This is a genomic window from Allobosea sp. Root670 (genome assembly GCF_001429415.1).
GTDB classification, from domain to species: domain Bacteria; phylum Pseudomonadota; class Alphaproteobacteria; order Rhizobiales; family Beijerinckiaceae; genus Allobosea; species Allobosea robiniae.
In genome coordinates this window covers 176,888-203,651 of record NZ_LMJU01000012.1, presented here as the reverse complement: position 1 = coordinate 203,651, position 26,764 = coordinate 176,888, and the positions used below count along the sequence as shown (strand labels likewise).

27 protein-coding genes are annotated in these 26,764 nt (G+C 66.8%); 23 read left to right on the top strand and 4 right to left on the bottom strand.

The annotated features are described in order from the left end of the window. Positions 1-129: 129 nt before the first annotated feature. The gene (locus ASE61_RS10860; RefSeq protein WP_156407044.1) at positions 130-1,458 is read right to left on the bottom strand and encodes a flagellar biosynthetic protein FliO; all 1,329 of its coding nucleotides are present in this window, start codon (positions 1,456-1,458) and stop codon (positions 130-132) included. Between the two features lie 221 nt (positions 1,459-1,679). Here ASE61_RS10860 and flgB point away from each other — a divergent pair, with 221 nt between their 5' ends. From flgB to ASE61_RS10800, 12 genes are all read left to right on the top strand, one after another. Continuing rightward, positions 1,680-2,081: a flagellar basal body rod protein FlgB gene (gene flgB, locus ASE61_RS10855; RefSeq protein ID WP_061966894.1), complete on the top strand. Its 402-nt coding sequence runs from the start codon at positions 1,680-1,682 to the stop codon at positions 2,079-2,081. Between the two features lie 2 nt (positions 2,082-2,083). Continuing rightward, complete coding sequence (gene flgC / locus ASE61_RS10850) at positions 2,084-2,494, top strand: flagellar basal body rod protein FlgC (RefSeq protein ID WP_061966893.1); 411 nt, start codon at positions 2,084-2,086, stop codon at positions 2,492-2,494. A 47-nt stretch (positions 2,495-2,541) separates the two neighbouring features. Further along, positions 2,542-2,865: a flagellar hook-basal body complex protein FliE gene (locus tag ASE61_RS10845; protein ID WP_061966892.1), complete on the top strand. Its 324-nt coding sequence runs from the start codon at positions 2,542-2,544 to the stop codon at positions 2,863-2,865. Between the two features lie 24 nt (positions 2,866-2,889). Continuing rightward, entirely contained in the window at positions 2,890-3,156 is a 267-nt protein-coding gene (gene fliQ / locus ASE61_RS10840; RefSeq protein WP_061966891.1) for a flagellar biosynthesis protein FliQ, read from the top strand. A gap of 92 nt (positions 3,157-3,248) precedes the next feature. Continuing rightward, complete coding sequence (gene fliR / locus ASE61_RS10835) at positions 3,249-4,004, top strand: flagellar biosynthetic protein FliR (protein ID WP_061966890.1); 756 nt, start codon at positions 3,249-3,251, stop codon at positions 4,002-4,004. 8 nt (positions 4,005-4,012) lie between these two features. Continuing rightward, positions 4,013-5,080, top strand: a complete 1,068-nt coding sequence (gene flhB / locus ASE61_RS10830; RefSeq protein ID WP_061966889.1) for a flagellar biosynthesis protein FlhB — start codon at positions 4,013-4,015, stop codon at positions 5,078-5,080. 72 nt (positions 5,081-5,152) lie between these two features. Next, a complete protein-coding gene (cckA, locus tag ASE61_RS10825) occupies positions 5,153-7,657 on the top strand; it encodes a cell cycle histidine kinase CckA (protein WP_061966888.1) in 2,505 nt (834 codons plus the stop codon). 193 nt (positions 7,658-7,850) lie between these two features. Beyond that, a complete protein-coding gene (gene recA / locus ASE61_RS10820; protein WP_061966887.1) occupies positions 7,851-8,936 on the top strand; it encodes a recombinase RecA in 1,086 nt (361 codons plus the stop codon). A gap of 188 nt (positions 8,937-9,124) precedes the next feature. Next, positions 9,125-11,767, top strand: coding sequence for an alanine--tRNA ligase (gene alaS, locus ASE61_RS10815; RefSeq protein WP_061966886.1), 2,643 nt, complete (start codon positions 9,125-9,127; stop codon positions 11,765-11,767). Positions 11,768-11,774: 7 nt separating this feature from the next. Then, a complete protein-coding gene (locus ASE61_RS10810) occupies positions 11,775-12,938 on the top strand; it encodes a cyclic nucleotide-gated ion channel (protein WP_061966885.1) in 1,164 nt (387 codons plus the stop codon). Positions 12,939-12,940: 2 nt separating this feature from the next. Then, positions 12,941-13,564 (top strand): hypothetical protein, encoded by a 624-nt coding sequence (locus ASE61_RS10805; RefSeq protein WP_142112472.1) that lies wholly within the window; start codon positions 12,941-12,943, stop codon positions 13,562-13,564. 190 nt (positions 13,565-13,754) lie between these two features. Continuing rightward, the gene (locus tag ASE61_RS10800; RefSeq protein WP_061966883.1) at positions 13,755-14,420 is read left to right on the top strand and encodes a hypothetical protein; all 666 of its coding nucleotides are present in this window, start codon (positions 13,755-13,757) and stop codon (positions 14,418-14,420) included. Positions 14,421-14,535: 115 nt separating this feature from the next. Here ASE61_RS10800 and ASE61_RS10795 read toward each other — a convergent pair whose 3' ends face one another. Then, on the bottom strand, positions 14,536-15,750 hold the full coding sequence (locus ASE61_RS10795; RefSeq protein ID WP_061966882.1) for an NADP-dependent isocitrate dehydrogenase: 1,215 nt from the start codon (positions 15,748-15,750) through the stop codon (positions 14,536-14,538). A 213-nt stretch (positions 15,751-15,963) separates the two neighbouring features. On the opposite strand from ASE61_RS10795, the gene ASE61_RS10790 reads away from it, so the two are divergent. The 3 genes from ASE61_RS10790 (at position 15,964) to ASE61_RS10780 (ending at position 18,238) form a co-directional block, all read left to right on the top strand. Continuing rightward, positions 15,964-16,785 (top strand): hypothetical protein, encoded by an 822-nt coding sequence (locus ASE61_RS10790; protein WP_061966881.1) that lies wholly within the window; start codon positions 15,964-15,966, stop codon positions 16,783-16,785. 77 nt (positions 16,786-16,862) lie between these two features. Further along, positions 16,863-17,600, top strand: a complete 738-nt coding sequence (locus tag ASE61_RS10785) for an SDR family NAD(P)-dependent oxidoreductase (RefSeq protein WP_061966880.1) — start codon at positions 16,863-16,865, stop codon at positions 17,598-17,600. An 89-nt stretch (positions 17,601-17,689) separates the two neighbouring features. After that, positions 17,690-18,238, top strand: a complete 549-nt coding sequence (locus ASE61_RS10780) for a 2,4'-dihydroxyacetophenone dioxygenase family protein (RefSeq protein ID WP_061966879.1) — start codon at positions 17,690-17,692, stop codon at positions 18,236-18,238. A 126-nt stretch (positions 18,239-18,364) separates the two neighbouring features. Here ASE61_RS10780 and ASE61_RS10775 read toward each other — a convergent pair whose 3' ends face one another. Further along, entirely contained in the window at positions 18,365-18,772 is a 408-nt protein-coding gene (locus tag ASE61_RS10775) for a flagellar assembly protein FliX (RefSeq protein WP_244492796.1), read from the bottom strand. 226 nt (positions 18,773-18,998) lie between these two features. Here ASE61_RS10775 and ASE61_RS10770 point away from each other — a divergent pair, with 226 nt between their 5' ends. From ASE61_RS10770 to flaF, 8 genes are all read left to right on the top strand, one after another. After that, complete coding sequence (locus tag ASE61_RS10770) at positions 18,999-20,132, top strand: flagellar basal body P-ring protein FlgI (RefSeq protein ID WP_061966878.1); 1,134 nt, start codon at positions 18,999-19,001, stop codon at positions 20,130-20,132. Continuing rightward, entirely contained in the window at positions 20,132-20,488 is a 357-nt protein-coding gene (locus ASE61_RS10765; protein WP_061966877.1) for a rod-binding protein, read from the top strand. Before ASE61_RS10770 ends, ASE61_RS10765 begins: the two co-directional genes overlap by 1 nt. Continuing rightward, positions 20,475-20,963, top strand: coding sequence for a hypothetical protein (locus ASE61_RS10760; RefSeq protein WP_061966876.1), 489 nt, complete (start codon positions 20,475-20,477; stop codon positions 20,961-20,963). The genes ASE61_RS10765 and ASE61_RS10760 overlap by 14 nt, the downstream gene beginning before the upstream one ends. 224 nt (positions 20,964-21,187) lie before the next feature. Beyond that, a complete protein-coding gene (locus ASE61_RS10755; RefSeq protein ID WP_061966875.1) occupies positions 21,188-21,637 on the top strand; it encodes a hypothetical protein in 450 nt (149 codons plus the stop codon). 243 nt (positions 21,638-21,880) lie between these two features. After that, positions 21,881-23,023 (top strand): flagellin, encoded by a 1,143-nt coding sequence (locus ASE61_RS10750; RefSeq protein WP_061966874.1) that lies wholly within the window; start codon positions 21,881-21,883, stop codon positions 23,021-23,023. Between the two features lie 199 nt (positions 23,024-23,222). After that, a complete protein-coding gene (locus ASE61_RS10745) occupies positions 23,223-24,374 on the top strand; it encodes a flagellin (protein ID WP_061966873.1) in 1,152 nt (383 codons plus the stop codon). 49 nt (positions 24,375-24,423) lie between these two features. Next, positions 24,424-24,816 (top strand): flagellar biosynthesis repressor FlbT, encoded by a 393-nt coding sequence (flbT, locus tag ASE61_RS10740; protein WP_061966872.1) that lies wholly within the window; start codon positions 24,424-24,426, stop codon positions 24,814-24,816. Then, the gene (flaF, locus tag ASE61_RS10735; RefSeq protein WP_061966871.1) at positions 24,800-25,171 is read left to right on the top strand and encodes a flagellar biosynthesis regulator FlaF; all 372 of its coding nucleotides are present in this window, start codon (positions 24,800-24,802) and stop codon (positions 25,169-25,171) included. The genes flbT and flaF overlap by 17 nt, the downstream gene beginning before the upstream one ends. A gap of 75 nt (positions 25,172-25,246) precedes the next feature. Here flaF and ASE61_RS10730 read toward each other — a convergent pair whose 3' ends face one another. Then, positions 25,247-26,761, bottom strand: coding sequence for a flagellin (locus ASE61_RS10730; protein WP_061966870.1), 1,515 nt, complete (start codon positions 26,759-26,761; stop codon positions 25,247-25,249). Positions 26,762-26,764 lie beyond the last annotated feature (3 nt).

Genomic DNA, 26,764 nt, shown 5'->3' with positions numbered 1-26,764 from the left:
CGCACCGAGGCTACCGATGCGAAAACGCCGCGCAACCGATGCGCGGCGTCGATGAGCCGGGATGGCCGAGTATCCTGTTGATGGTCGGCCGCCTTCGGGCTGCCGGCCTTCAGCCTGCTGCTTGCCGCCTCAGGATTTGGCCTTGGGATCGCGGCCGAGCAGCCGGGCGAATTCGGCTTCGATCGCGTCGACCGAGAAGGGATCGATCTCCTTTGCAGCCGGCTCGGCCGGCTTTTCCGGCTCGGGCTGTGCCTTCGGGCTCTCGGCCGGGGCCGGCTCGTCCACGCTGGCGGCACGGCCCGGCTCCGCGGGAGCGGCCTCCTCCTCGCCGATCGATTCGGATTCGGGCGCCGGTTCCGGCTCCGGATGATGCATCTCGGCCGGCTTGGCCTCGAATGGCCGGGGCTCGGGCGCTTTCGAAAGGGGACGATCCAGCGTCAGCCCGAGTGCCGCGGCAAGCTCGGCCTCGACATCGCTCGGAATCGGCTTCTGGCGCGGCGCAGCGGCCGGAACCGGTGCAGCGGCCGGCTCGGGCTCCGGCTCGATCTCGGGCTCGGGGGCCGACGGCTCGACCACGGGCGCTGCCGCTTCCGCCGGCGGCGCTTCCTCCTCGACGACAGGCGCCGGGAAAAGCTTCTCTGCCGGAACAGGGGGCTCCACGGCCGGCGCAGCATTCTCGGCCGGCGCCTCGCCGCCGAGATTGGCCGGGCGCACGGCGGAGAAGGGCCGCTTCAGCGCCTCCTCGAGCTGGCGCGTCATGTCGTCGAGCTCGCCAGGGCTGACGGTGGGCTGCGGCGCATGTTCGCGTGCAAAGCTGGGCGCGGGTCCGGTGGTGACGGGCGGCGCCGGCATCGCGGGTATGACCGGCTTGGCAGCGGCCGAAACCGCCTCGGCGGCTGCAACGCCCAGAGCGGCGGCAACACCTGCCGAGGCAGCGGTCGCAGCCGCAGGGGTCGGCGCCGCCGGCTCGACCGGGACTGAAGCCGGACGCGTCGGCAAAGGCGGCAGCAGCTCCGGTCCTTCGGGAGCATAACCGGCGCGGCGCGCCTCATCCCCCGCCCGCATCGCAGGCTCGCTCGGAGGCACCAGCGTCTCGAACGGCGGCAGCGGCCGATCCGCTGTGGCGGTGTCGACATAGGCCGGCGCCGCAGCGCGACCGCCGCTGCGCAGGATATTGGTCTCGACCACGACATCCGACGCGCCGCCGATCATGACGAGGTGCTCGATATTGTCCCGCCGGATCAGGACGAGCTGGCGCTGGCGGTCGAGGTCGTAGGTATCGACCACGCCGAGACGGGGCTGGCGCTGCCGCCCCCCGGCCTGGCCGCGCAGCCGAAGCCGCCCGCCCTGGATCTGCCGCACGAACAGGCCCAGCAGGGCGAGCAGCACGAGAATGACGACAGAGGCGACGATCACCTTCTGCGCGGTGGAGAGTTCCAATCCGAACAAGCTCTGCAAGGTCTGCCTCTTACGCGACGGCCGCCCGGACGGCCGTTAAGTCCCGCCCATGGTTGAACACCTTGGCTATAGCATAACGCTTTCGCTATCGGGAAACATGGTGAACGTGTGGTTAACCACACCTGCGAAACACCGCTCCTTAACCGGATATTAACCATGCACCCGGCAGGATTTGCCGAGTGGACCGGCCTCGCCGGTGGCGAAAACGGGGAGCGGGAGCCATGGCGAATGACGGCTTGAGCGTCAGCGGCGGCCTGATGCAGGCGCTGAAGACGCGGATGCACTACCAGCAGTCGCGCCAGAAGATCCTCGCCGAGAACGTCGCCAATGCCGACAGCCCCGGTTTCCGCCCGGTCGACCTCAAGCCGCCGAGCGTCGATCCGGCGCGCGCCGGCGTGGCGCTCGCCCAGACCAATGCCGGCCATATGAGCCTGACCAGCACCAATGGCGGCTTCGACGGCACCGGTGCCCCGCGCTTCGAGACCACACCCAACGGCAACGCGGTGAACCTCGAGGACGAGATGCTCAAGGTCGCGCAGAACCAGTCGGACTACCAGCTCGCCGCCTCGCTCTACAGCAAGGGCCTCGGCCTGATGAAGATCGCGATCGGGAAAGGGCGCTGATCATGGACCTGATCAAGAGCATCGCCGTCGCCGCTTCAGGCCTGCGCAGCCAGTCGGGGCGCATGCGCGTCATCTCCGAGAACATCGCCAACGCCGATTCCGGCCCGGAGCGCGCCGGCGCCGAGCCCTATCGGCGCAAGGTCCCGACCTTCCAGCGCCATTTCGACCGCACCCTCGACGCCCAGCTCGTCGCGCTCGGCAAGGTCCAGCGCGACCAGAGCGCCTTCAGGGTCAAGCACGATCCGGGCAACCCCGCAGCCGACGCCAAAGGCGACGTGCAGATGCCGAACGTCAATTCGCTGGTCGAGATGGTCGACATGCGCGAGGCCCAGCGCAGCTACGAGGCCAATCTCAACCTGATCTCTTCGACGCGCCGGATGATCCAGCGCACCATCGACATCCTGCGCGCCTGAACCGCCCGGCGACCGAAACAAGCACTCCAGAAGGGGACTAGACCGCCATGGCCACTCCGGGTTTCGCCGCAGGCGCCTACGCCTCCATCCAGGGGATGGGTGCCGGCAATCTGATGCGCAAGCCGCTCGCCACGGGCGCAGCGGAAGCGGGCGGGCCGGATTTCTCCGCCCTGCTCGGCAAGGCGCTCGACGCCACCGCCACTACCGGACGTGAGGCCGATGCCCAGACCGCAAGCGTCGCCGGCGGGCGGGCCGACATCGTCAATGTCGTGACGGCGGTGGCCGAGAGCGAGGCCGCGATCGAGACCCTGGTCGCCGTGCGCGACCGGGTCATCGCGGCCTATGAGGAAATCATGCGGATGCCGGTCTGACGGCGACAGGATCGGACGAGCATTATGACTTCCGGAGCCATTCTCGACATCGCCCGCGACGGCATCGTCGTCTTCCTCAAGGTCGGCGGCCCGCTGATGCTGATCGCGCTCGCGGTCGGCCTCATCGTCTCGCTGGTGCAGGCGCTGACGCAGATCCAGGAACAGACGCTGGTCTTCGTGCCGAAGATCATCGCCGTCTTTGCCGGATTGCTGCTGTTTCTTCCGTTCATGGGAAGCGCGCTGGCGGGTTATATGGGGCGAGTCGCCGCCCGAATCGCCACGGGCGGATGAGCCCGTCGCGCCTGCTGCCGGCCCTGGCCGGCGCGGGGCCGTGGCGCCCGTCCTGGCGTGCAAATCCTTGGCGTGAAGGTCCCCGCGGCACGATGCAGATCGCGATCCTGCCAGAGATCAGCGCCCTTTTCGTGCTCGTCTTCGCGCGGGTCGGTACGCTCGTCATGCTGATGCCCGGCATCGGCGAGCGCTTCATCTTCTCGCGGGCGCGGCTGTCGCTCGCCTTCTTCATCGCCCTGATGATCGTGCCCGTCGCCCGCCCTTCCCTGCGCGTGCCCGGCGACGTCTCCGGCGTCGTCACCCTGCTCGTCGGCGAATTGCTGATCGGCCTCGTCATCGGGCTCTGCGCCCGGCTGGTGATGGCCTGCCTGCAGACCGCCGGCACGCTCGTCGCGCAGACCATGGGGCTGGGCTTCGCCATGACCGTCGATCCGACCGGCGGCATGCAGAATCCCTCGATCGGCAACTTCCTGACGATGCTCGGCATCACGCTGATCCTGACCACGGACCTGCACCACATCGCCATCGCCGCGATCCATGAGAGCTATCGCCTGCTGCCGCCGGGCGGCGCCGTCGACATGACCGACGTGATGGCGCTGGCGATCCGCTCGACAGCGCGCGGCTTCGCCCTGGCCATCCAGATCTCGGCGCCCTTTCTCGTCTTCGGCCTGTTGTTCAATCTCGGCCTCGGCGTGCTCGCGCGGATGATGCCGCAATTGCAGGTCTTCTTCCTCGCCGTGCCGGCCTCGATCATGGGCGGCATGCTCGTCATGCTCGTCGTGCTCGGCGTGATGATGAGCGTCTTCATCGACGACCTCGGCGCCTTCCTCCGTCAGTTCACCGGCTGAGGGGCGCAATGTCCGAGGAAGCCGAAAACGAAGACAGAACAGAAGACCCGACCCAGCGAAAGCTGGACGAAGCCACCGAGAAAGGCGACGTCCCCAAATCGCAGGAGATCGGGACCTTCTTCGTGCTCTGCGGCTTCACGCTCGCCTTGATGGTGGCTGCCGGCTGGTCTGCCCGCGAGGCGATGCTGTCCTTGCGCTCCTTCCTGATGAACGCGCATCAGGTCCCGTCCGACGGCGCCTCGTTCATGCAGGTCACGCAGCGCGGCGTGCTCACCGGCTTCATGGCGCTGGGCCTGCCTTTCGCCTTCATCCTCTGCGCCGGCCTCGCCGGCGCGATGCTCCAGCACAAGCCGCTCTGGACCTTCGAGCCGCTGATGCCGAAGTTCAACCGGATCTCGCCGATGGCCGGCGCCAAGCGGCTCTTCGGCAAGGAGGCCTGGGTCAACTTCGCCAAGGGCCTGGCCAAGACGACGCTGATCGGCGTCGTGGTCTGGTACACGCTCTGGGGCCAGCACGACCGGCTCGAAGGCTTCGCGCAGATGAGCGTCGAGGCGCTGATGCCGGCGACGCTGTCTCTCGCCATCCAATTGATGGGTGCGGTGCTTGCCCTTTTCGCCATCATTGCCATCGGCGATTTCGGCTGGCAGCGCTTCTCCTGGTACCAGCGCCAGAAGATGACGAAGCAGGAGATGAAGGACGAGTTCAAGAACTCGGAGGGCAATCCCGAGGTCAAGGCGAAGCTGCGCCAGATCCGCGCCAGCCGCGTCCGCAAGCGCATGATGGCGGCCGTGCCCAAGGCGACGGTGATCATCACCAACCCGACCCACTTCGCCGTCGCCCTGCAATACGAGCCCGGCATGGCGGCGCCGCTCTGCCTCGCCAAGGGCGTCGACACCATGGCCCTGAAGATCCGCGAGGTCGCCGGCGAGCACCGCGTGCCGATCATCGAGAACCCGCCTTTGGCGCGTGCGCTTTACGCCACGGTCGACATCGACGAAGAAATTCCTGTCGAACACTATCAGGCCGTCGCCGAAGTCATCGGATACGTCTTGCGCCTGAAGGGTCGGCGCGCCTAACTCGGCAGGGATGCGAAGGAAGGATGGCCGCGGAGTTTCCGCAGCGGCCCCAAGCGAACGGACTCCACCGCAATGAGCGGCACCACGGCGACCAATACGATCGATCGCTCCGACAAGCCCGGCCATATCGGGATCATCCTGTTCGTGGCCGCCCTGCTTGTGGGCGCGGCGATCGCGCTCGGCTTCCTCGCCAATGAATGGGCGCAGCCGCTGATCCTCGGCCTGCTGGCCCTGCTCTCGGTCGTCGGCGTCTTCGGGCTCTTCGCCTTCGCCATCGGACTCGTGCAGTTTTCCGGCCGCGCCGCCCGCAACGACCTGACCAAGGCTGTCGTCGATGGCGCCGATGACGGCATCGTGGTGACCGAGAGCGAAAACGAGATCGTCTATGCCAACGAGGCCTATCTGGCGCTGGCGGGCGCGACCGGCGCCAACGACCTCAAGCCCGTCGGCCGCCTGCTGACCGGCCGCGCCGACGTCTCCGAAGCGATCTACCGGCTCGCCACCGCAGCCCGCGAGCATCGCCGCCTGGTCGAGGAGGTCCGCCTTGAGCCCGCCCTGAACGGACGCAGCGAGGTCGGCTGGTACCGCGTCCGGGTCTCGCCCGTCCGCCGCGAGACCTCGACCGCGACGCTCTGGTCGGTCGCCGACATCACGCCCGACCGCGAGCGCCAGGAAAACGCCTTCCAGGAACTCCAGCACGCGATCGACTATCTCGACCACGCGCCGGCCGGGTTCATCTCGATCGATGCCGATGGCGAGATCTCCTATCTCAACGCGACGCTCTCCGGCTGGCTCGATTTCGATCTCGCCCGCTTCGGCTCCGGCGGCCTGCATCTCGACGATGTCTGCACGCCCTCCGCCGCCGCCCTGCTCCAGGCGATCCGCGGCCAGCCCGGTGATGTCCGCGTCGAAGTTCTCGATGTCGACCTGAAGCGCCGCAACGGCGCGCCCCTGCCCGTGCGCCTGCACCATCAGGTTGCCTTCGGGCAGGATGGCCGCGCCGGCCCCTCGCGCACCCTCGTCCTCAACCGCACTGCCGGCGAGGCCGGCTCCGACGGCGGCAGCGACGCCGAGGTCCGCTTCGCCCGCTTCTTCCATTCGACGCCGATGGCGATCGCCACCATCGACGAGACCGGCGCCATCCTGCATTCCAACGCCGCCTTCGCCCGCCTGATCCCGGCGGGCCTGCGGCCGCAGACCATCCACGACCTCGTCGCCTCCGGTGCCGGCCTCGATGCGGCGCTGGCAGAGGTGGTGGCCGGGCGCTCGGGTGGCGCCCCGCTCGATCTGGCGCTCGCCGGCGAGGATGGCCGCTCGGCCAAGCTCTACCTCACCCCGGTCGCCGGCACCGAAGGCGGCGACGGCGAGCGCGCCATCGTCTACGCGCTGGAGACCACGGCCGAGCGCAAGCTGCGCGACAACATGGACCAGGCCGGCAAGATGCAGGCGGTCGGCCAGCTCGCCGGCGGCATCGCGCACGACTTCAACAACGTGCTGCAGGTCATCATCAACGCCTCCGAGTTCCTGCTGGCGAGCCACCGGCCGACCGACCCGTCCTTCCCGGACATCATGCAGATCAAGCAGAACGCCTACCGTGCCGCGGCGCTGGTGCGGCAGCTGCTCGCCTTCTCGCGCCGCCAGACGCTGCGCCCGCAGGTGCTGGAACTCGGCGAGGTGCTCTCCGATCTCTCGCTGATGCTGAAGCGCGTCGTCGCCGACAAGGTCACGCTCGACGTCCGCCAGGGCCGCGACCTCTGGCCGGTCAAGGCCGATCTCGGCCAGCTCGAACAGGTCATCGTCAACCTCGCGGTCAATGCCCGCGACGCGATGCCGGACGGCGGCAAGCTCGCGGTCCGCACCCGCAACGTCACCCGCGAGGACTGCGCCTCCTTCGGTCAGGACGCCCTGCCCGCCGACGACTACGTCCTGCTGGAGGTCGAGGACAGCGGCACCGGCATCCCGCAGGAATATCTCGACAAGATCTTCGAGCCCTTCTTCACTACCAAGGAGGTCGGCAAGGGCACCGGCCTCGGCCTCTCGATGGTCTATGGCATCGTCAAGCAGACCGGCGGCTATGTCTTCGTCGACTCGACCATCGGCAAGGGCACGAACTTCCGCATCTTCCTGCCGCGCCATGTCCCGAGCCAGGAGGATATCGCCGCCGAGGCCGCGGCCAAGGAAGCGCCGAAGAAGCTCGCCGCCGATCATACCGGCGCCGGCGTCATCCTGCTGGTCGAGGACGAGGATGCGGTGCGCGCGCTCAACGCCCGCATGCTAGTCTCGCGCGGCTATACCGTCCACGAGGCAGCCTCGGGCGTCGAGGCCCTCGATCTTTTCCTGCAGAACGACGGCAAGATCGACCTCGTCGTCTCCGACGTGGTGATGCCGGAAATGGACGGCCCGACCCTGCTCGGCGAACTCCGCAAGCGCAACCCGGACACCAAGGTCGTCTTCGTCTCCGGCTATGCCGAGGAGGCCTTCCGCAAGAACCTGCCCGAGGGCGAGGAATTCCACTTCCTGCCCAAGCCCTTCACGATGAAGCAGCTCGTCGAGACCGTGAAGGCGGCGATGGGCTGAGGCCGACGGCGCCCGCATTCGGGCGCCGTACTCCGCTGTGGCCGCCCTGCCGGTGACAGCTCCTGACACCCCTCCTGACAAAAACCGACACCGAGAACAAAAAAAGAACTTGCGAACAAGAACAAAGCGTGACCATCCTCATGTCAAGACGCATTGAGATGTCCCCGTCGCCCTGCCATAAGGAGCCCGAACCGTGAATCAGGCGAATCTCAAACTCGTGGAAGGCTCCTCGATGGACAAGGCCAAGGCGCTCGATGCAGCGCTCTCCCAGATCGAACGCGCCTTCGGCAAGGGTTCGATCATGCGGCTCGGCAAGAACGCGCCGTCGATCGAGATCGAGACGATTTCCACGGGTTCGCTCGGGCTCGACATTGCGCTCGGCGTCGGCGGCCTGCCCAAGGGCCGCATCGTCGAGATCTACGGACCGGAATCCTCCGGCAAGACCACGCTGGCGCTGCACACCATCGCCGAAGCCCAGAAGAAGGGTGGCGTCTGCGCTTTCGTCGATGCCGAGCACGCGCTCGATCCGGTCTATGCCCGCAAGCTCGGCGTCAATCTCGACGACCTGCTGATCTCGCAGCCCGATACCGGCGAGCAGGCGCTCGAGATCACCGATACCCTCGTCCGCTCCGGCGCCATTGACGTGCTGGTCATCGACTCCGTCGCCGCGCTTACGCCCCGCGCCGAGATCGAGGGCGAGATGGGCGATGTCCAGCCCGGCCTGCAGGCCCGCCTGATGAGCCAGGCCCTGCGCAAGCTCACCGCCTCGATCTCGCGCTCGAACTGCATGGTCATCTTCATCAACCAGATCCGCATGAAGATCGGCGTGATGTACGGTTCCCCGGAGACCACCACCGGCGGCAACGCACTGAAGTTCTACGCCTCCGTGCGCCTCGACATCCGCCGCGTCTCGACGCTGAAGGAGCGCGACGAGGCGACCGGCAACCAGGTCCGCGTCAAGGTCGTCAAGAACAAGGTCGCGCCGCCCTTCAAGCAGGTCGAGTTCGACATCATGTTCGGCGAGGGCATCTCGAAGGTCGGCGAACTTATCGATCTCGGCGTCAAGGCCGGCATGGTCGAGAAAGCGGGCGCGTGGTTCTCCTTCGACAGCCAGCGCCTCGGCCAGGGCCGCGAGAACGCCAAGACCTTCCTCAAGAACAACCCTGACCTGGCCTCCAAGATCGAGGCCACGATCCGGCAGAATTCCGGCCTCGTCGCAGACCGCATCCTCGATCAGGCGGACCCGACCGCGGACGATCTCGACGAAGGCGAGGCCTGATCACGGCCTGTACTGTCCCGGACGAAGACACGGGCGGCCTTCGGGCCGCCCTTTTCGTTTGCGGATAAGGCCTTGCCCGGTGTGCGCTGCGTCAAGCTTTCTGGACAGCGGCAAGCCGCCTGACTAGAACCGGTCCTTCCTGCCGGGCGCGCCCGGCCTCCTGCCCCAGATCAGAGCGCAAAAGAGCGATGAGCGGCGTCAACGATATCCGGTCGACCTTCCTCGACTACTTCAAGTCCCAGGGCCACGAGATCGTGCCGTCGAGCCCGCTCGTGCCGCGCAACGACCCGACGCTGATGTTCGCCAATTCGGGCATGGTGCAATTCAAGAACGTCTTCACCGGCCAGGAGAAGCGCCCCTATTCGCGCGCCACAACCGCCCAGAAATGCGTCCGCGCCGGCGGCAAGCACAACGACCTCGACAATGTCGGCTATACCGCGCGCCATCACACCTTCTTCGAGATGCTGGGGAATTTCTCCTTCGGCGACTATTTTAAGGAACAGGCGATCCATCACGCCTGGACCCTGGTCACCCGCGAATTCGGCCTGCCCAAGGACAAGCTGACGGTCACCGTCTATTCCGAGGACGACGAGGCGCACGCTCTCTGGAAGAAGATCGCCGGCCTGACCGACGACAAGATCATCCGCATCGCGACCTCGGATAATTTCTGGCGCATGGGCGATACCGGTCCCTGCGGCCCCTGCTCCGAGATCTTCTACGACCATGGCGACCATATCTGGGGCGGCCCGCCCGGCTCGGCCGAGGAGGATGGCGATCGATTCATCGAGATCTGGAATCTCGTGTTCATGCAGTACGAGGAGGCCGCGGGCGGCATCCGCACCAACCTGCCTCGCCCCTCGATCGACACCGGCATGGGGCTGGAGCGCATCGCGGCCGTGCTCCAGGGCACGCATGACAACTACAATATCGACCTGTTCCGCGCCCTGATCACGGCCATCGCCGACCTGACCTCGGTCGATCCGGACGGGCCGATGAAGGCGAGCCACCGCGTCATCGCCGACCATCTGCGCTGCTCGGCCTTCCTGATCGCCGACGGCGTGCTGCCGTCGAACGAGGGCCGCGGCTATGTGCTGCGCCGGATCATGCGTCGCGGCATGCGCCATGCGCAGCTCCTCGGTGCCAAGGAGCCGCTGCTCCACAAGCTCGTCCCGGCGCTGACCCGCGAGATGGGCCGCGCCTATCCCGAACTGCTGCGTGCCGAAGCGCTCATCACCGAGACGCTGAAGCTGGAGGAGACCCGCTTCCGCACCACGCTGGCGCGTGGCCTCACGCTGCTCGACGACGCCTCGAAGGACCTGACCGCCGGCCAGAGCCTCAAGGGCGACGTCGCCTTCACGCTCTACGACACCTACGGCTTCCCGCTCGACCTGACGCAGGACGCGCTGCGCGCCCGCGAGATCACGGTCGATACCGAGGGCTTCGATGCCGCCATGCAACAGCAGAAGGCCAAGGCACGCGCCGCCTGGGCCGGCACCGGCGAGGCCGCGACCGAGGCGCTCTGGTTCCCGCTGCGCGACAAGGTCGGCGCCACCGAGTTCCTCGGCTACGACACCGAGATTGCCGAGGGCGTGGTCACCGCGCTGATCCGCGACAATGCCGAGGTCCCCGCGCTGAAGGCCGGCGAGAGCGGCTTCATGCTGGTCAACCAGACACCGTTCTACGGCGAATCCGGCGGCCAGGTCGGCGATGCCGGCGTGGCGAAGGCGCCGGGCGCGCTGGTCGAGGTTTCCGACGTCCAGAAGAAGCTCGGCGACGTCTTCGCCCACAGCATCACGGTCAAGGAAGGCGAATTGAAGCTCGGCGCCGCCGTCGAGCTCGTCGTCGATCATGAGCGCCGTTCCGCGATCCGCGCCAACCACTCGGCGACGCATCTGCTGCACGAGGCGCTGCGCCTCGTCCTCGGCGACCATGTCGCGCAGAAGGGCTCGCTGGTCTCGGCCGATCGCCTGCGCTTCGATTTCTCGCATCCCAAGCCGATCAGCGCCGAGGAACTGCGCGAGGTCGAGGAGATCGCCAACGCGATCATCCTCCAGAATGAGCCGGTCACGACCCGCCTGATGAGCGTCGACGAGGCGATCGCCTCCGGCGCACGCGCCCTGTTCGGCGAGAAATACGGCGACGAGGTCCGCGTCGTCGCGATGGGCACCAACCCGGCCGGCCGCGCCTATTCGGTCGAGCTCTGCGGCGGCACCCATGCTGCGCGCACCGGCGATATCGGCCTCGTCAGCGTAGTCGGCGAGAGCGCCGTCGCGGCCGGCGTACGCCGGCTCGAAGCCATGACGGGTAATGGAGCCCGCCTGCGCCTCAACGAGGAATCGCGCCTGCTCGACGGGCTGGCGAGCCTGCTCAAGGTCCCCGCCGCCGAGGCCGGCAACCGCCTGGCCGCGCTGATCGAGGAACGCCGCAAGCTCGACCGCGAACTGACCGAGGCTCGCAAGAAGCTCGCCATGGGTGGCGGCGGTGCGGCCGAGGAGCCCATCCAGGAGATCGCGGGCGCCAAGCTGCTGGCCCGCGCCGTCACCGGTGTCGAGATGAAGGACCTGAAGAGCCTCGCCGACGAGGCCAAGGCCCGCGTCGGCTCCGGCGTCGTCGCCATCGTTGGTGTGGCCGATGACGGCAAGGCCGGCGTTGTCGTCGGCGTCACGCCCGACCTGACCGAGCGTTTCGACGCGGTCGCACTGGTCCGCGCGGCCTCCGAGCAGCTCGGCGGCAAGGGCGGTGGCGGACGCCGCGACATGGCCCAGGCCGGTGGGCCGGACGGCAGCAAGGCGCAAGCCGCGCTCGATGCCGTCGCGGCTGCGATGGGCTGACAGGGATATGGCCGCCGCCACGCCTGAACAGGGCTGGCGGCGGCAGGTTCACCTGTGGTTCGATCATGGTGCCGGCGATGATCTCGTCGCCACCGTAATCCACCGGGCGCTGGTCGCGCTGATCTCAGCCAACGTGCTGGCGATCGTGCTGGAATCCGTTCCCACGCTCGCCGCCCGCTTCGGCCCCGGTTTCGACCTGCTAGAGCGCGCCTCGCTCGCGGTCTTCACCCTCGAATATGCCATCCGCATCTGGATCACGCCCGAGCATGCCCGCTATCGCGGCCTGAGCGCGACACGGGCGCGGCTCGACTATCTCCGCTCCGTCCCAGCCATCATCGATCTACTCGCGATCCTGCCGCTCGCCGCCAGTCTCATCGGCTTCGGCGAGATCAGGATCCTGCTGCTGCTGCGGCTGCTGCGCTTCTTCAAGCTCGGCCGCTATTCGCCCGGCATGGCCTCGCTCGCCGCAGCGCTGGCCTCCGAGCGCAAGGCGCTGGTCGCCTGCTTCGTCATCCTGATGGGCGTGATGCTGGTGGCGGCGAGCGCGATGCATCTGGTCGAGCACGAGGCCCAGCCCGACAAGTTCGGCACCATCCCCGATGCGATGTGGTGGGCGATCATCACCCTGACCACGGTCGGTTACGGCGATGTCTTCCCGGTCACGGCAGCCGGCAAGGCGGTGGCGGCCGTCACCGCGGTGCTCGGCCTCGTCATGCTCGCCCTGCCGGTCGGCATCGTCGCCACCGCCTTCGCACAGGAGATCCATCGGCGCGAATTCGTGGTCACCTGGAGCATGATCGCGCGCGTGCCGCTGTTCGGCGCGCTGGATGCGAACGAAATCGCCGCCGTAATGCAATTCCTGCGCGCCCAGACGGTGCGCAGCGGCGCCGTCATCATGCATCAGGGCGAGCCCGGCCGGGCACTGTATTTCATCGCCAGCGGCGAGGTCGAGGTCGCGCTCGCCAACAGTCGCGACCGGCTCGACGAAGGCCATTTTTTCGGCGAACTCCAGCTTGATGATATCGCCATCGCGAGCCACTCGCCCTGCCCGCAAGCGGCGGTGGCGACGGCTCCTTCCAAGCTTCTGGTGCTCGACCCCATCGATTTCCGGGCACTCACCACACGCCATCCCCGGCTTGCCGAGCGCATCCGGACGCTGGCGAGAGGATGAACGTGAAACGCCGTTTCCTGATCGGGCTTGCCGCCCTGCTCCTGCCGGCGCTCGCCGCCGCGCAGACGAAGCCCGCCCAACGCCGTAACGATGCCCCCGCCCTTTCCGCGGCGCGGACCATCGTCGCCGGCGCGCCGCTCAGCGTCTTCCTCACGCGCATGCCGCAAGGCGCGCGCCTCGCCATCGCGCGCCCGGATGATCCGGCAGACAAGGCGATCGTCGTCGTCGAGCCCAGGACCACGGTGCCGGCTCTCCCCACCCCCGGCGCCGTCGGGACTTACGAACTGCGCCTGACGGTGGAAAAGGCCGGCGCGCCCACGATCCTGCTGCGCCAGCCGCTCGCGACGACAGAGCCGAGTGCGACGCTGGCTGCGCCCGAGCGTGTCGGCCGCGGCCAGGGCGTGCCGGTGCGCGGCATCGGCCCCAATGGCGAGCAGGACCGCGTGATGCTGGTGAAGCCGGACGCGCCGGCCGACACGGACGGCCCGCGCTTCTTCCCCGCGGAGAATGTCGAGGCAACGCTGGAAGCGCCGGACCAGCCGGGTGTCTATGAATTGCGCTACATCCTGCATGCGCCGCTGGCGGAGCATCGCATCCTGGCGCGGCGGCCGGTCAGGGTGGAATGACCGGGCATATCGCGATGCGGCTTGAGCGAAACCGCCCCGCCGCCTGACCTGCCCCCTTCAGTCACTTCCTTGCGACTATGCCGAGGCCGCCCCCAACAGGCCGAAAGCCATGTTAGGCTGCCCCTGCACCGGCTGCGGGCGTCGCTGAACGAACGTAGCCAAGAGCGAAGAAGACCAGGGAGACCGAACGATGAGCGCAAAATACGTCACGCTTGCTGCGACCTTCGGATTGCTGGCGCTAACCGGCAGCACCGCCCAGGCTCAGACCTCGGATATGACCTTTTTCATCACGAGCGCTGGCTCCGGCAAGGGCGCGGATCTCGGCGGGCTGGCGGGTGCCGATGCGATTTGCCAGCGCCTCGCCCAGGCGGCCGGCGCCGGCAGCAAGACCTGGCACGCCTATCTGTCGACGCAGGCAGCCGGCGGCACCGCCGCGGTCAATGCGCGCGATCGGATCGGCGCCGGCCCCTGGCGCAATGCCAAGGGTGCGGTGATCGCGAACAGCGTCGCGGACCTGCATGGCGGCGCGGCGAACCTCACCAAGCAGACGGCGCTCACCGAGAAGGGCGCAGCCGTCAACGGCCGCGGCGACACGCCCAACGAGCATGACATCCTGACGGGCTCGCAGCCCGACGGCACGGCCTTCGCCCCGGGCGAGGATCGCACTTGCGGGAACTATACGAAAAGCGGCGCGGAGGGCGCGGTGATGATGGGCCACCATGACCGCACCGGGCTCGACGAGTCGCCACCCGCGAAATCCTGGAACAGCTCACATGCCTCGCGCGGCGGCTGCAGCCAGGACGCCCTGAAAGGCACGGGCGGCGCCGGGCGGCTTTACTGCTTCGCCGTCAATTGACCTGATCGCGCAGCGATGGGGCAGGTTCAAGTCATGACGTCCTGCCGTCACCGCTGATGAAAAAAGCCCGGCCTTTCGGCCGGGCTTCTCATTCCACGCAACGATGCGCCGGTAATCAGGCGGCCATCGCCTTGCGCATGTTGTCGCTGACCTTCTCGAGGAAGCCGGTGGTCGAGAGCCACTTCTGCTCGGCGCCGACCAGCAGGGCGAGGTCCTTGGTCATGTCGCCGGCCTCGACAGTGTCGACCGTGACCTTCTCCAGCAGCGCAGCGAACTTGGCGAGCTCGGCATTGTTGTCGAGCTTGGCGCGGTGCGCGAGGCCACGGGTCCAGGCGAAGATCGAGGCGATCGAGTTCGTCGAGGTCTCCTTGCCCTTCTGGTGCTCGCGGTAGTGGCGGGTCACCGTGCCGTGCGCGGCCTCGGCCTCGACGGTCTTGCCGTCCGGCGTCATCAGAACCGAGGTCATCAGGCCGAGCGAGCCAAAGCCCTGCGCCACGGTGTCGGACTGCACGTCGCCGTCGTAGTTCTTGCAGGCCCAGACATAGCCGCCCGACCACTTCATCGCGGAAGCGACCATGTCGTCGATCAGGCGGTGCTCGTAGGTGATGCCGAGCTTGTCGAATTCGGCCTTGAATTCAGCCTGGTAAATCTCCTCGAAGATATCCTTGAAGCGCCCGTCATAGGTCTTGAGGATGGTGTTCTTGGTCGAGAGATAGACCGGGTACTTGCGGATCAGGCCGTAGTTCAGCGAAGCGCGGGCGAAGTCGCGGATCGACTCGTCGAGATTGTACATCGCCATGGCGACGCCGGCCTCGGGGGCCTTGAAGACCTCCTTCTCGATGACGTTGCCGTCCTCGCCGACGAACTTGATCGACAGCGTGCCCTTGCTCGGGAACTTGAAATCGGTGGCGCGGTACTGGTCGCCATAGGCATGGCGGCCGATGACGATCGGCTGGGTCCAGCCGGGAACCAGGCGCGGCACGTTCTTGCAGATGATCGGCTCGCGGAAGATCACGCCACCGAGGATGTTGCGGATCGTGCCGTTCGGCGACTTCCACATCGACTTGAGGTTGAACTCCTTCACGCGGCCCTCGTCCGGCGTGATGGTGGCGCACTTCACCGCGACGCCATGCTTCTTGGTGGCGTTGGCGGCGTCGATCGTGACCTGGTCGTCGGTCGCGTCGCGGTTCTCGACCGAGAGGTCGTAATAATCGAGCTCGAGATCCAGATACGGGAAGATCAGGGTGTCCTTGATCTTCTGCCAGATGATCCGGGTCATCTCGTCGCCGTCCATGTCGACGACCGGGTTGGCGACCTTGATCTTGCTCATGCGATGACCCCTGTTCTCTCCAGATAGAACGATCCGGGGCCGGCTTCTGGCCGCGGCCCGCGGCTGGGTCGCTTCCTAGCTCGTTAGAGCCGGCGGGGGAAGCGCAGCTTTCGCCCAATCTGCTGCGCACCGAATTATGCTGCATTGCCGCAAAATCGGCATCTTTCCGGCCTAGTCTGTTCTGCCGCTCGTCATAGCGACAGGACGAACGACGTGTTCCGTTTCATTCATGACCTCAGCGCCGGTCTTCAGCCGGCCGCGATCCTTCTGGCGGCGACGTTCGGCCCCGCCCTCGCCTCCGCGCCGATCACGGCCGAGCAAGCACCGACGATCCCGCTGCCGGTCCCCCGCGGCGCGCTGATCGATCCCGATGCCGACGTGATGGCGGCTCCGGCACTCGCCGCGGATGACCCCGATGCTCTCGTCTTCGATCCGGGACTGGCCGCGCTCGGCCGGGCGGCAGCGGCGTCCGGCGCCCATCTGCGGGCGCGGGCGCCGATTCCCGTCGACATCATCCGCAAGGGCTTCGCCGCGCGCCAGACCATGACGAGCGCAGCGCAGGACCGCTCCGTCGGCTTCAAGCTCGGGCAGGACATCTTCTCGCTCTCGACCACGATCTTCGACCCGGCGAGCGTCGGTGCGACGCGCGACGCGGAGCTGCGCTGGCGGCTGGGCAAGCCGGCGGTAGCCCGGAAGGGCTTCATCTGGAGCCTCGCGACCGGCGGCGGTGGCTCGCTCTACGGCAATCCCGAACAGACCGGCGAGGCCGTGATCGGCTACCGGCAGGAATTGTTCCCGCATCTCACCCTGACCTCCCAGCTCGCCATGGCCGGCAATTACGTCTTCGCGCCGGGCGACGGCTTCCACACGGCATTCACACCGGAGATGAAGCTCTCGGTCGATCTCGCCAGGCTCGCCGACCTGCCCTGGCAGACCTCCTTCGACCTGACGCTGGCGCGCAAGGTGCCGCTCGTCGCCAGTGATTTCGAGACGCAGGGCCGGGCCATGCTCTCCTTGAAATACAAGTGGGACTGACCGGCACGGCCGCCATCGCATGGCGGCCTGCGTCATCCAGTCTTTCCCATGGGCCCGGAGCGCTCTAGCCTCGCTCCATGACAAACCCGGCTTCGACCAAATTCGCTCTCGTTACCGGCGGCACCCGCGGCATCGGCGCCGGCGCCGCGCTTGCCCTGGCACAGGCCGGCTACGACGTTCTCGCCACCGGCCTGACCGAGGAGGAGGTGGCAGCGGCCCCGGCCCATCCTGCGATCCGGCATGCCCGGCTCGACGTGACCCGCGACGCCGAGGTCGCCGCCATCGTCGCGACCTGCCCGCGTCTCGATGCCCTGGTGAACTGCGCAGGCATGATCCAGCGCGGCGGCAAGGAATTCGAGATCGACGCCTTCCGCCTGACCATCGAGGTCAATCTCAACGGCACGATGCGGATGTGCGTCGCCGCCAGGGACAAGCTCGCCGCCAGGGGGGCGGACAAGACCGGCGGCGCCATCGTCAACATCGCCTCGATGCTGACCTTCCACGGCTCCGCCTTCGCGCCGGGTTATGCCGCCTCGAAGGGCGGCATCGGCCAGCTCACCAAGTCGCTCGCCGCCGCCTGGGCCCCGGACGGCATCCGCGTCAACGCGGTCGCGCCCGGCTGGATCGAGACCGAGCTGACCCGGCCGCTGGTCGAGGATGCCGAGCGCTCGGCGCCCATCATCGCTCGCACGCCGATGGGCCGCTGGGGCAAGCCCGGCGATGTTGGTGGCGCCATCGCCTTCCTGCTTTCGGATGCCGCACAATTCGTCACCGGCGCGATCCTGCCGGTCGATGGCGGCTATCTCGCGGTCTAGGAAAGTGCCTCCGGCTCAACAGCTTGAGCCGGAAACCTGAATCGAATTGCAAGCGTATTGAATCAGAACATCAGCCCGGGAGAGACGCCATGAACACGACGACGAGCCCGATCCCCGTCGCGGCCACCCAGGAGGAGCGCTGGACGCCCTATCGCCATCCCCAGCCGAAGGAATCGCCGCCGGAGCTGATCGTCCCGAACGTGATCCCGACCGACGAGCGCGTCTGGGTGCCGGTCGATGACAATGTCTGGTTCCGCCCGCTGCTCTTCTGCGTCTCGCGCGGCTACTGGATGAACCTGCTCAAGGTCCGCCGCGCCGGCGTGCTCTCGCGCCACCGCCACCCGCTGCCGGTCCACGGCTACGTACTGAAGGGCCAATGGCGCTATCTGGAGCATGACTGGGTCGCGACCGAGGGCTCCTATGTCTATGAGGCGCCCGGCGAGACCCACACGCTGGTGGTCGATCCCGACGTCGAGGAGATGATCACCATGTTCCAGGTGAACGGCGCGATGATCTATGTCGACCCCGACGGCAAATGCCTCGGCTATGACGACACCTTCACCCGCATCGACAAGTGCCGGGCGCATTATGCGCAGAACGGGCTGGGTGCGGAGTATGTCGATCAGTTCATCCGCTAGATCGGCCGACACCAGGCGCCGTCATTCTCGGGCGAAGCGAAGCGCAGACCCGAGAATCTCAAGACGAGAAGATACTGGTTTCCGAGATGCTCGGGTCAAGCCCGAGCTTGACGCCCTGCGCACGCCTCAGCGCTTCAGCTTCGCCAGCTCCACAGCCGCACGCAGTTCGATATGCGCCAGAACCTCGTCGAGGCGTGGATCGTCGGTGGTCTCGCGCCTGAGCGCCAGCGTCGTGCGCAGCCGCTCCAGCTCGGAGGGCAAAACCCGGCCGGAGAGCAGCGCCGCCTTCAGCCGGTCGAGCCCGTCGAGCAGGTCGTGCCCGCGCCTTGCCTGCCGGCGCTTGCGGTCCTGCGTGTCCTCCTGCGCCTGAACGGCGAGCAGCGTATCGAGCGGGCCGGCCGCGCTGACGCCGCTGCTGCGGGTCGCGGTGGCGGAATCCTGCATCGGAAGCGTGAAGGCCGCGCCGCTCGAGCGCCTCGCGGAACTGGCCGGGCCGGCATTCGAAACGGGCGCGCGCTGGTCGATCCTGATCATCGGCGGCCTCGTGAAGGGTTAATGAAACCTTGTCGGAAGACGGTTAACAGCCGGTAAACGACCCGGCAGAAACTGCCGCCCCGGCAGGAAGCGCAGGCTCCGCAAGAGCCTCCCAACCATGAAGCCGAACTGCAAAGGACTGACAAACAAGGCTTTTCAAATTCGAGCGGTTTGGCACGCCCCTCGCAAGGGTCGGATGAGTTCAACCACCCCTGGTGCCAGACGCATGTTCCGCAACCCCGCCCTGAAGACGCTGCTGAAGCCGCTGGCCGCTCTGCTGGCCGTGGTCGTCGGCCTGTCGTCCCAGCCGGTGTTCGCGCTCTCGCGCATCAAGGATCTCGCCTCGGTCGAGGGCGTGCGCACCAACCAGTTGCTCGGCTACGGCATCGTCGTCGGCCTCAACGGCACCGGCGACACCCTCAACAACACGCCCTTCACCAAGCAGTCGCTGCAGGCGATGCTGGAGCGTCTCGGCGTCAACACCCGCGGCGCCAACATGCGCACCGCCAACGTCGCCGCCGTGATGGTGACCGCAAACCTGCCGCCCTTCGCCACGCAGGGCACCCGCGTCGACGTCACCGTCTCGGCCATGGGCGATTCCAAGTCGCTGCAGGGCGGCACGCTCCTGGTTACGCCGCTGCTCGGTGCCGATGGCGAGGTCTATGCGGTGTCGCAGGGCCCGGTCGCGATCTCCGGCTTCTCGGCCGAGGGCGAGGCCAGCAAGATCACCCGCGGCGTGCCGACCGTCGGCCGCATCGCCAATGGCGGCGTCGTCGAGCGCGAGATCGACTTCGCGCTGAACAAGCTCCAGACGCTGCGCCTGTCGCTGCGCAATCCCGACCTGACCACCGCTCGCCGCATGGCCGCCGCGATCAACGAATTCGTCGGCGGCGACTCGGCCGAGCCGACCGATCCTTCGACCGTGGCCTTGCAGATTCCGGCCCGCTTCAAGGGCAACATGATCAAGCTGCTCACCGATATCGAGCAGCTGCGCGTCGAGCCCGACCAGCTCGCCCGCATCGTCATCGACGAGCGCTCCGGCATCATCGTCATGGGCAAGGATGTCCGCGTCTCCACCGTCGCCGTGGCGCAGGGCAACCTCACCGTCACGATCAGCGAACAGCCGCAGGTCTCGCAGCCGGAGCCCTTCGGGCGCGGCCAGACCGTCGTGACGCCCCGGACCAACGTCAAGGTCGATACCGGCGGCGGCAACAAGCTCGCCCTGGTCAAGGAAAGCGTGACGCTGGCCGAGCTGGTCGACGGGCTCAATGCGCTGGGCATCGGCCCGCGCGACCTGATCTCCATTCTCCAGGCCATCAAGTCGGCAGGCGCGCTGCAGGCCGAAATCGAGGTGATGTGATGACTGCTGCCCTCGCGCTTCCCGCCGCGAATCTCGCCCTCGGCGTCGCCGGCAAGGTCGCCAGCGGCATTGCCGATGCGCTCGACCCGGCCAAGGCCAAGGCGAAGAAGCAGGCCGACGATTTCGAGACCATGTTCCTCGAGCAGATGACCGAGAAGCTCTTCGCCAGCGAGGGCACCGAAGGCCCGCTCGGCGAGAACGGCACCGGCGGCGGCATCTGGCGCTCGCAGCTCACCCAGCAATACGCCAAGCAGATCCAGCAGGCCGGCGGCATCGGCCTCTCCAACCAGATCATGCGCGACCTGATCAATCTCCAGGAACAGGCCGCGGGCGGAGTCCAGAATGCCGGTCGCTAAGCCTGTCCTCGACGAACGCCCGCGCATCGCCGACGCGCTTGGTGCCCGAGCCCTGATCGAAGCCGTCCTGGAGGCGCTCGGCGCCCTCTCGCATCTCGTCGGCGAGGAGACCGAGCTGGTTCGTGCCGGCCGCCTGCCGGAAGCGATGACCCGCGAGCCGCGCAAGACCGAACTCGCCGGCATCTACATGCGCGGCGTCGAGCAGGTGAAGCTGAATGCCGTGGCGCTTGCGCGCTTCGTGCCGGACCAGGTCAAGCGGTTGAAGGAGGCTCACAACGCCTTCCAGGGCCTGATCGAAACCAACCAGATCGTGCTGGCGACGGCGCGCGCCGTTTCGGAATCCGTCATTCGCGATCTCGCGGCCGACGCCAACCGGCCGATGCGGGCCAATGGCTACGGCCCGACCGCGACTGTCGGCGCCGGTGTCTTCGCCCGTCCCAATTCCGGGCCGCTGGTCGTCTCGCGCCGGCTTTGATCGGCGCCCTGCTCTGGCGGGCTCGCCGTCGGCAGCCACCAGGCCCTTGGTATATAAAGGGTTTACGCGCCGGCTGCGCCGGAAACCCTAAAGATTTACCTAATTTCTTGACGCCGGATTCAATCTTTTCTGCCAATCCTCGCAGCGTCGGGTAGCACGTCCTGCTCCCGGCACCGGACGAGAACGGCGCAACGGCGCCGTGAACGACTCCAGAAGGAGTGGTCATGGATTTTGGCAACGCCCCCAGGCTCGCGGCCGTGACCGCCGCGCCGCCCGTCACCCGCTCGGACGTTACGGCGCAGGCCGGCAGCGTCGCCGTGGACCTTCCCCCCGAAAAGACCGTGCAATCCGCCTCTGCCGGCGCGGCCGTCAATGTCGAGGTCCGCGCCGAGGCACGCGACGCCCAGAGCCGCGCCGATGGCGAGCGCCGGGCATTCGCCAACGACCGGAACGATCGCGCCGCCACGCGCACCGCCGACGAGACGGTCGAGCGCAAGCTGATCATCGATCCCAAGACGCGCGCGATCGTGCTGCAGAAGAAGGACCCGCACACCGGCGAGACGATCTCGCAACTGCCGGACGAAGTCCTCCTGAAACTCCGCGCCTATTCGCGCGAGCTCAGCGAACGGGCGCGCGAGGCCAGCGAGGCCCATCAGGTCGAACGGACCGCCTGAAGCCGGCCTGCTCCACGACGTCTCGGTTGCCTCCCGCAAGGCCCGCGCAAGCGGGCCTTCGTCGTTTCAAGGCTCCCTCGCCGCCCTTAATCCGCCGTTCACCATGCCGGCAGGCTGCCCCGTCAGCGGCGCATTCTAACGTCGAAATTTACGTCTCGTTACGAAGCGCCGCGGCAGGGTCCTTTCGTCGCGGCCAGAACGGCCACGACGCCAGAAGGCATCATCCCAGAAGGGTTTCTCATTATGGCCTCGACGATCTCTCTCTCCGCTGGCGTGCGCAACGCGCTCTCCTCGCTCTCCTCGACCACCGCCGCCTCGCAGCAGGGTCAGTTCCGTCTCGCCACCGGCAAGAAGGTCAACTCCGCCGTCGACAACGCGGTCAACTTCTTCACCGCCGCCGGCCTGAACGATCGCGCCGGCCAGTTCACCAACCTGCTCGACGGCATCTCGAACGGCGTCCAGACCATCACGGCCGCCTCGAAGGGTATCGACGCGATCACCAAGCTGGTCCAGTCGGCCCAGTCGACGATCAAGCAGGCCCAGGCCGACGCCGCCCAGAACCGTCCGAGCACCGTCAGCGCCGCGATCGATACGACCAAGGCTGCGGCCTTGGCCAAGACCGTCGCCGCAGCCGGCGACATCACGATCACCGCCGGCGCGACGGAATACACCGTCACTGCAACCGCGACCGACACGATCCGCGACGTCGTCAACAACATCAACAAGTCGGGCATTGCGACCGCTTCGGTCAGCAACGATGGCAAGCTGACGATCAAGGGCACGGGTTCGGACGCTCTGACGATCGCCGGTGCCGACGCTGTTACCGGCGTGGTCGGAAACGACCAGGCCGCCGTGACGGCCACTGCCAACTCCGACGTTCGCGCCAGCCTCGTCGATCAGTTCAACGACCTGCGCACGCAGATCGATGAACTCGCCAAGGACGCCGGCTTCAACGGCATCAATCTTCTCGCCGGCGACGCACTCTCCGTCGTCTTCAACGAGAAGACCGGTGCCGCCAAGAACGAGCTCAAGGTTCAGGGTGAGGAAATCAGCGCCACGAACCTCGGCATCGGCCAAGCTGGTACCGACATCGACTTCCAGAATGATACGCAGCTCGCCACCGCTGCCGACTCCCTGACCAACGCCCTCACCTCGTTGCGCTCGACGGCCTCGTCGCTGGGCTCCAGCCTGGGCGTCGTCCAGACCCGCCAGGACTTCACCAAGGACCTGATCAACACCCTGACCCAGGGTGCCGACAACCTGGTGCTGGCCGACACCAACGAAGAAGGCGCCAAGCTGCTCGCTCTGCAGACCCGCCAGCAGCTCTCCCAGACCGCCCTGTCGCTTTCGAGCCAGGCCGATCAGGCCGTCCTGCGCCTGTTCTGATCCTTCGTCCGCAGAAGCGGGCTTGCCCACAGAATTTGGGCCGAAGACAAAAGAAAGCGGCGGAGCGCAAGCTCCGCCGCTTTCTTCGTTACAAGCAAGGATTCTCCGTCGCGATTAACCGTTTATTAGCCTTAACAAACAATGATCGGTCCAAAGCAATCCGGGCGGGCGTAGCGCCGCGCGTTCAGAGGACCCAGACATGGCCAATACGATTCTCACCAGCGGCGTGCGCAACAACCTGCTGACGCTCCAGCAGACCACCGCCGAGCAGGGCGCGATCCAGAATCGCCTGGCGACCGGACGGCGCGTCAATTCGGCCATCGACAACCCGATCAATTTCTTCACCGCAGCCGGCCTGAACGACCGGTCCAACCAGCTCGGTGGCTTGCTGGATGGAATCTCCAACGGCATTCAGACGATTCAGACGGCATCGAAAGGTATCGACGCGATCGTCAAGCTGGTGCAGTCGGCCCAGTCGACCATCAAGCAGGCCCAGGCCGACGCCGCCCAGAACCGTCCGAGCACCACGGGTGCCGCCATCGCCGCGACCAAGGCTGCGGCTCTCGCGAAAACCGTCGCTGCCGCGGGCAACATCGTGATCACGGCCGGGAACACTGAATATACTGTGGCGATCGGCGCCACCGAGACGATCCGCGACGTCGTCAACAAGATCAATGATTCCGGCATCGCCACCGCGACGGTCAACAACTCCGGCGAACTGACGATCAAGGGTACGGGTTCGGACGCACTCACGATCGCCGGCGCGGACGCCGTGACCGGCGCGGCCGGCAGCGACGCCGCCGCTGTCGTCGCCGCCGGCAATTCGGATATCCGCGCCAATCTCGTCGACCAGTTCAACGAGCTGCGCAGCCAGATCAACGAGCTCGCCAAGGACGCCGGCTTCAACGGCATCAACCTGCTGGCCGGCGACGCTCTCTCGGTCGTCTTCAACGAGAAGACCGGAGCGGCCCAGAACAAGCTGGACATCCAGGGCGAGGAGATCAGCGCGACCAATCTCGGCATCGCCCAGGCGGGATCCGCCGTCGGCGACATCGATTTCCAGAACGACAACGCCCTGGCCAATGCCTCCGACGCCTTGACCAACGCGCTGACCTCGCTGCGCAGCTCGGCCTCGTCGCTCGGCTCGCAGCTCTCGGTGATCCAGACCCGTCAGGACTTCACCAAGAACATGATCAACACCTTGACCATCGGCGCCGACAACCTCGTTCTCGCCGATTCCAACGAGGAAGGCGCCAAGCTGCTCGCGCTCAACACCCGCCAGCAGCTCTCGCAGACGGCGCTGTCGCTGGCCTCGCAGGCCGACCAGGGCGTGCTCCGGCTCTTCGGCTGACGCCGAAGACGGCACAGCCCTCCCCTCCGCCAGAAGGCAAGGACAAGACATGGCCCTCAAGGTCGAGCTCAAGCCCAAGGAGCGCATCATCATCGGCCAGGTGGTGATCCGCAACGACGAGCAGCGCACGCGCTTCTTCATCGAGGGCGATGCGCCCATCCTGCGCGAGAAGGACATTCTCACCGCAGCCAGCGCCGACACCCCGGCCAAGAAGATCTACCTCGCCATCCAGCTGATGTACCTGGCGCAGGACCCGACGCATGAGCACGAGACCTATTTCCAGCTCGTGCGCGAGTTCATCAATGCAGCGCCCAGCGCTCTGCCGCATGTTCATGAGATCAATAACCGCATCTTAAGCGACGACCTGTACAAGGCTCTGAAGGCGGCCAGAAAGCTGATCGCCTATGAAGCGGAATTGATCGAGAATGCAAAACGGGTTTAACGCCTACGCCGCCGCGGCCAAGACTGCCCAATCCGTCGTTTCGCCCCGCGAACTTGAAGCCTCCCTGCTGATCAAGGCCGCGACCCGGCTTCAGGCCGTCGCCGACGACTGGGAGGCGCGCGGGCGAGATGTCGACGAAGCCCTCACCTACAACCGGCGCCTCTGGACCCTGCTGGTCTCCGCCATGATCGCCGAGGACAACCCTCTGCCGGTCGGCATCAAGACCAACATCCTCGGTCTGGCCAATTTCATCTTCAATCAGACGTTCAAGATCTCGGCTGATCCGCAGCCGCAGGGCCTCGGTGCGCTGATCAGCATCAACCGGGAAATCGCCGCAGGTTTGCGCGGCCGCTGATACCTTTCCGCGGAAGACCTGAAAACAGAAACGCCGCCCGATGGGCGGCGTTTCTGTTAGCGGATTTCTCTGCGTTCAGAGGTAATTGGTCAGGGACAGCTTCGACAGCATCGAGGTGACCTGATAGCTCGCCTGCAACTGCGTCTGCAGCGACAGGATCTGCGTCGCGACCTCCTCCGTCGTCACGTTCTCGACGCCGGAGAGTGTCGAGATCAGGTAGTTCTTGGTGCTCTGGTGGCGTTCCTTGGCGCTGGCGAGCGCGGTCTGGGCCGAGCCGAGCTCGGTGATGATCTCAGCCGGCTTCTGGACGGAGTCGCCGAAACCGAGCTTGTCGCCGACCCGCGACGCCATCGCTTCGTAACCTGCCTGCGCATTCGCGTCGCTGGCCGGGAAGGTCTCGGTCGCCATGATCGCGAACTGGGCGAGGCCGACGCGGAAGGCCTGCTCGTTGGCCCGCGCACCCGTCCCCACGACCTGCCCCTGGTCGATCTGGACCGTCGCCGTATTGCGGGCAGGGTCGCTGCCGTCATCGCCGCGATACCAGGTCACCGTCGTCGCAGCCGTACCGGCATTGCTCGGCGGTGCGGTCGCCGTCGCGAAGTTCGGGCCCGGCACCCGCTTCGGCGGATTGCTTGGGCTGCCGGCGAAGAAATCCTCGGCCGCCACCTGCGCGGAGGCGGCAGGGAGCGTCGTCTTCGCTTCCCTGCCAAGGGCAGCGTCGATCGAGGCTTTCAGCGCCGTCGCGGTATCGGCCGGCGTCGCGCCGATCTGGAAGCTGTCGGCGGCCGAGCCATCGGTTCCGGCGGCCCGGGCGGTGAGGGTCACCTCTTCCTGCGTTCCATCGGGCAAGGTCAGCTTGAGGGTCACCTTGTCGCCCGGCTGGGGCTGCGCCGTCACGTCGACGGCGAGATTCGCCGGAGTACCCGCATTATAGGTCACGGCAAGGGCCGAGGAGCTCGACGTGGCTCCCGCCAGCTTGAAGCCGTAAACATGGTTCTCGTCGGCGACCGTGACGCTCGTCGTGCCGGAGATGCCGGTCGTCAGCCGTCCGAGACCGGAGCCGAGATCGGCCTGCTTGCGCTCGTCGATCAATTGCCTGAGCCCGGCCTTGCCGGCGCCGTCTCCGTTCATGATCTCGTCGAAGCCCGCAGTCGGCTCGGTATCGGAAGTCTTGCCCGAGAAGAGATAGCGCCCGTTGACATCGGTGTTCAGCAGGTCGAGCGCCTGCTTGAACTTCTCCTCGGCCAGCAATTGCGGCGCGGAGCGGCCACTGGCGCTCGGCACGTAGCTGTTGGAACGGGTATCGGTACGCGTCTCGTTGACGAGCTTGGCGAAGTTCTCGACGCTCTGTGACGAGAGCTTCAGATTCACGTTGGTCAGCTCGATGCCGCTGAGCCAGGAATCGAGCTGCGAAACCTTGGCGTTGAGATCGAGGCTGACGCGCCGGTCGATGCCGAGGTCGCCATAGCTCGTGCTGCGCTGCTTGGTGTCGAGCTGGCGCTGGAGATCGTCGAACTGGGCCCGGGTCGAAACGAACTCGTTGGGCTTGGCCGCGCGATAGGCGCCGGTTCCGTAAGCGGTGATGGTCATCGC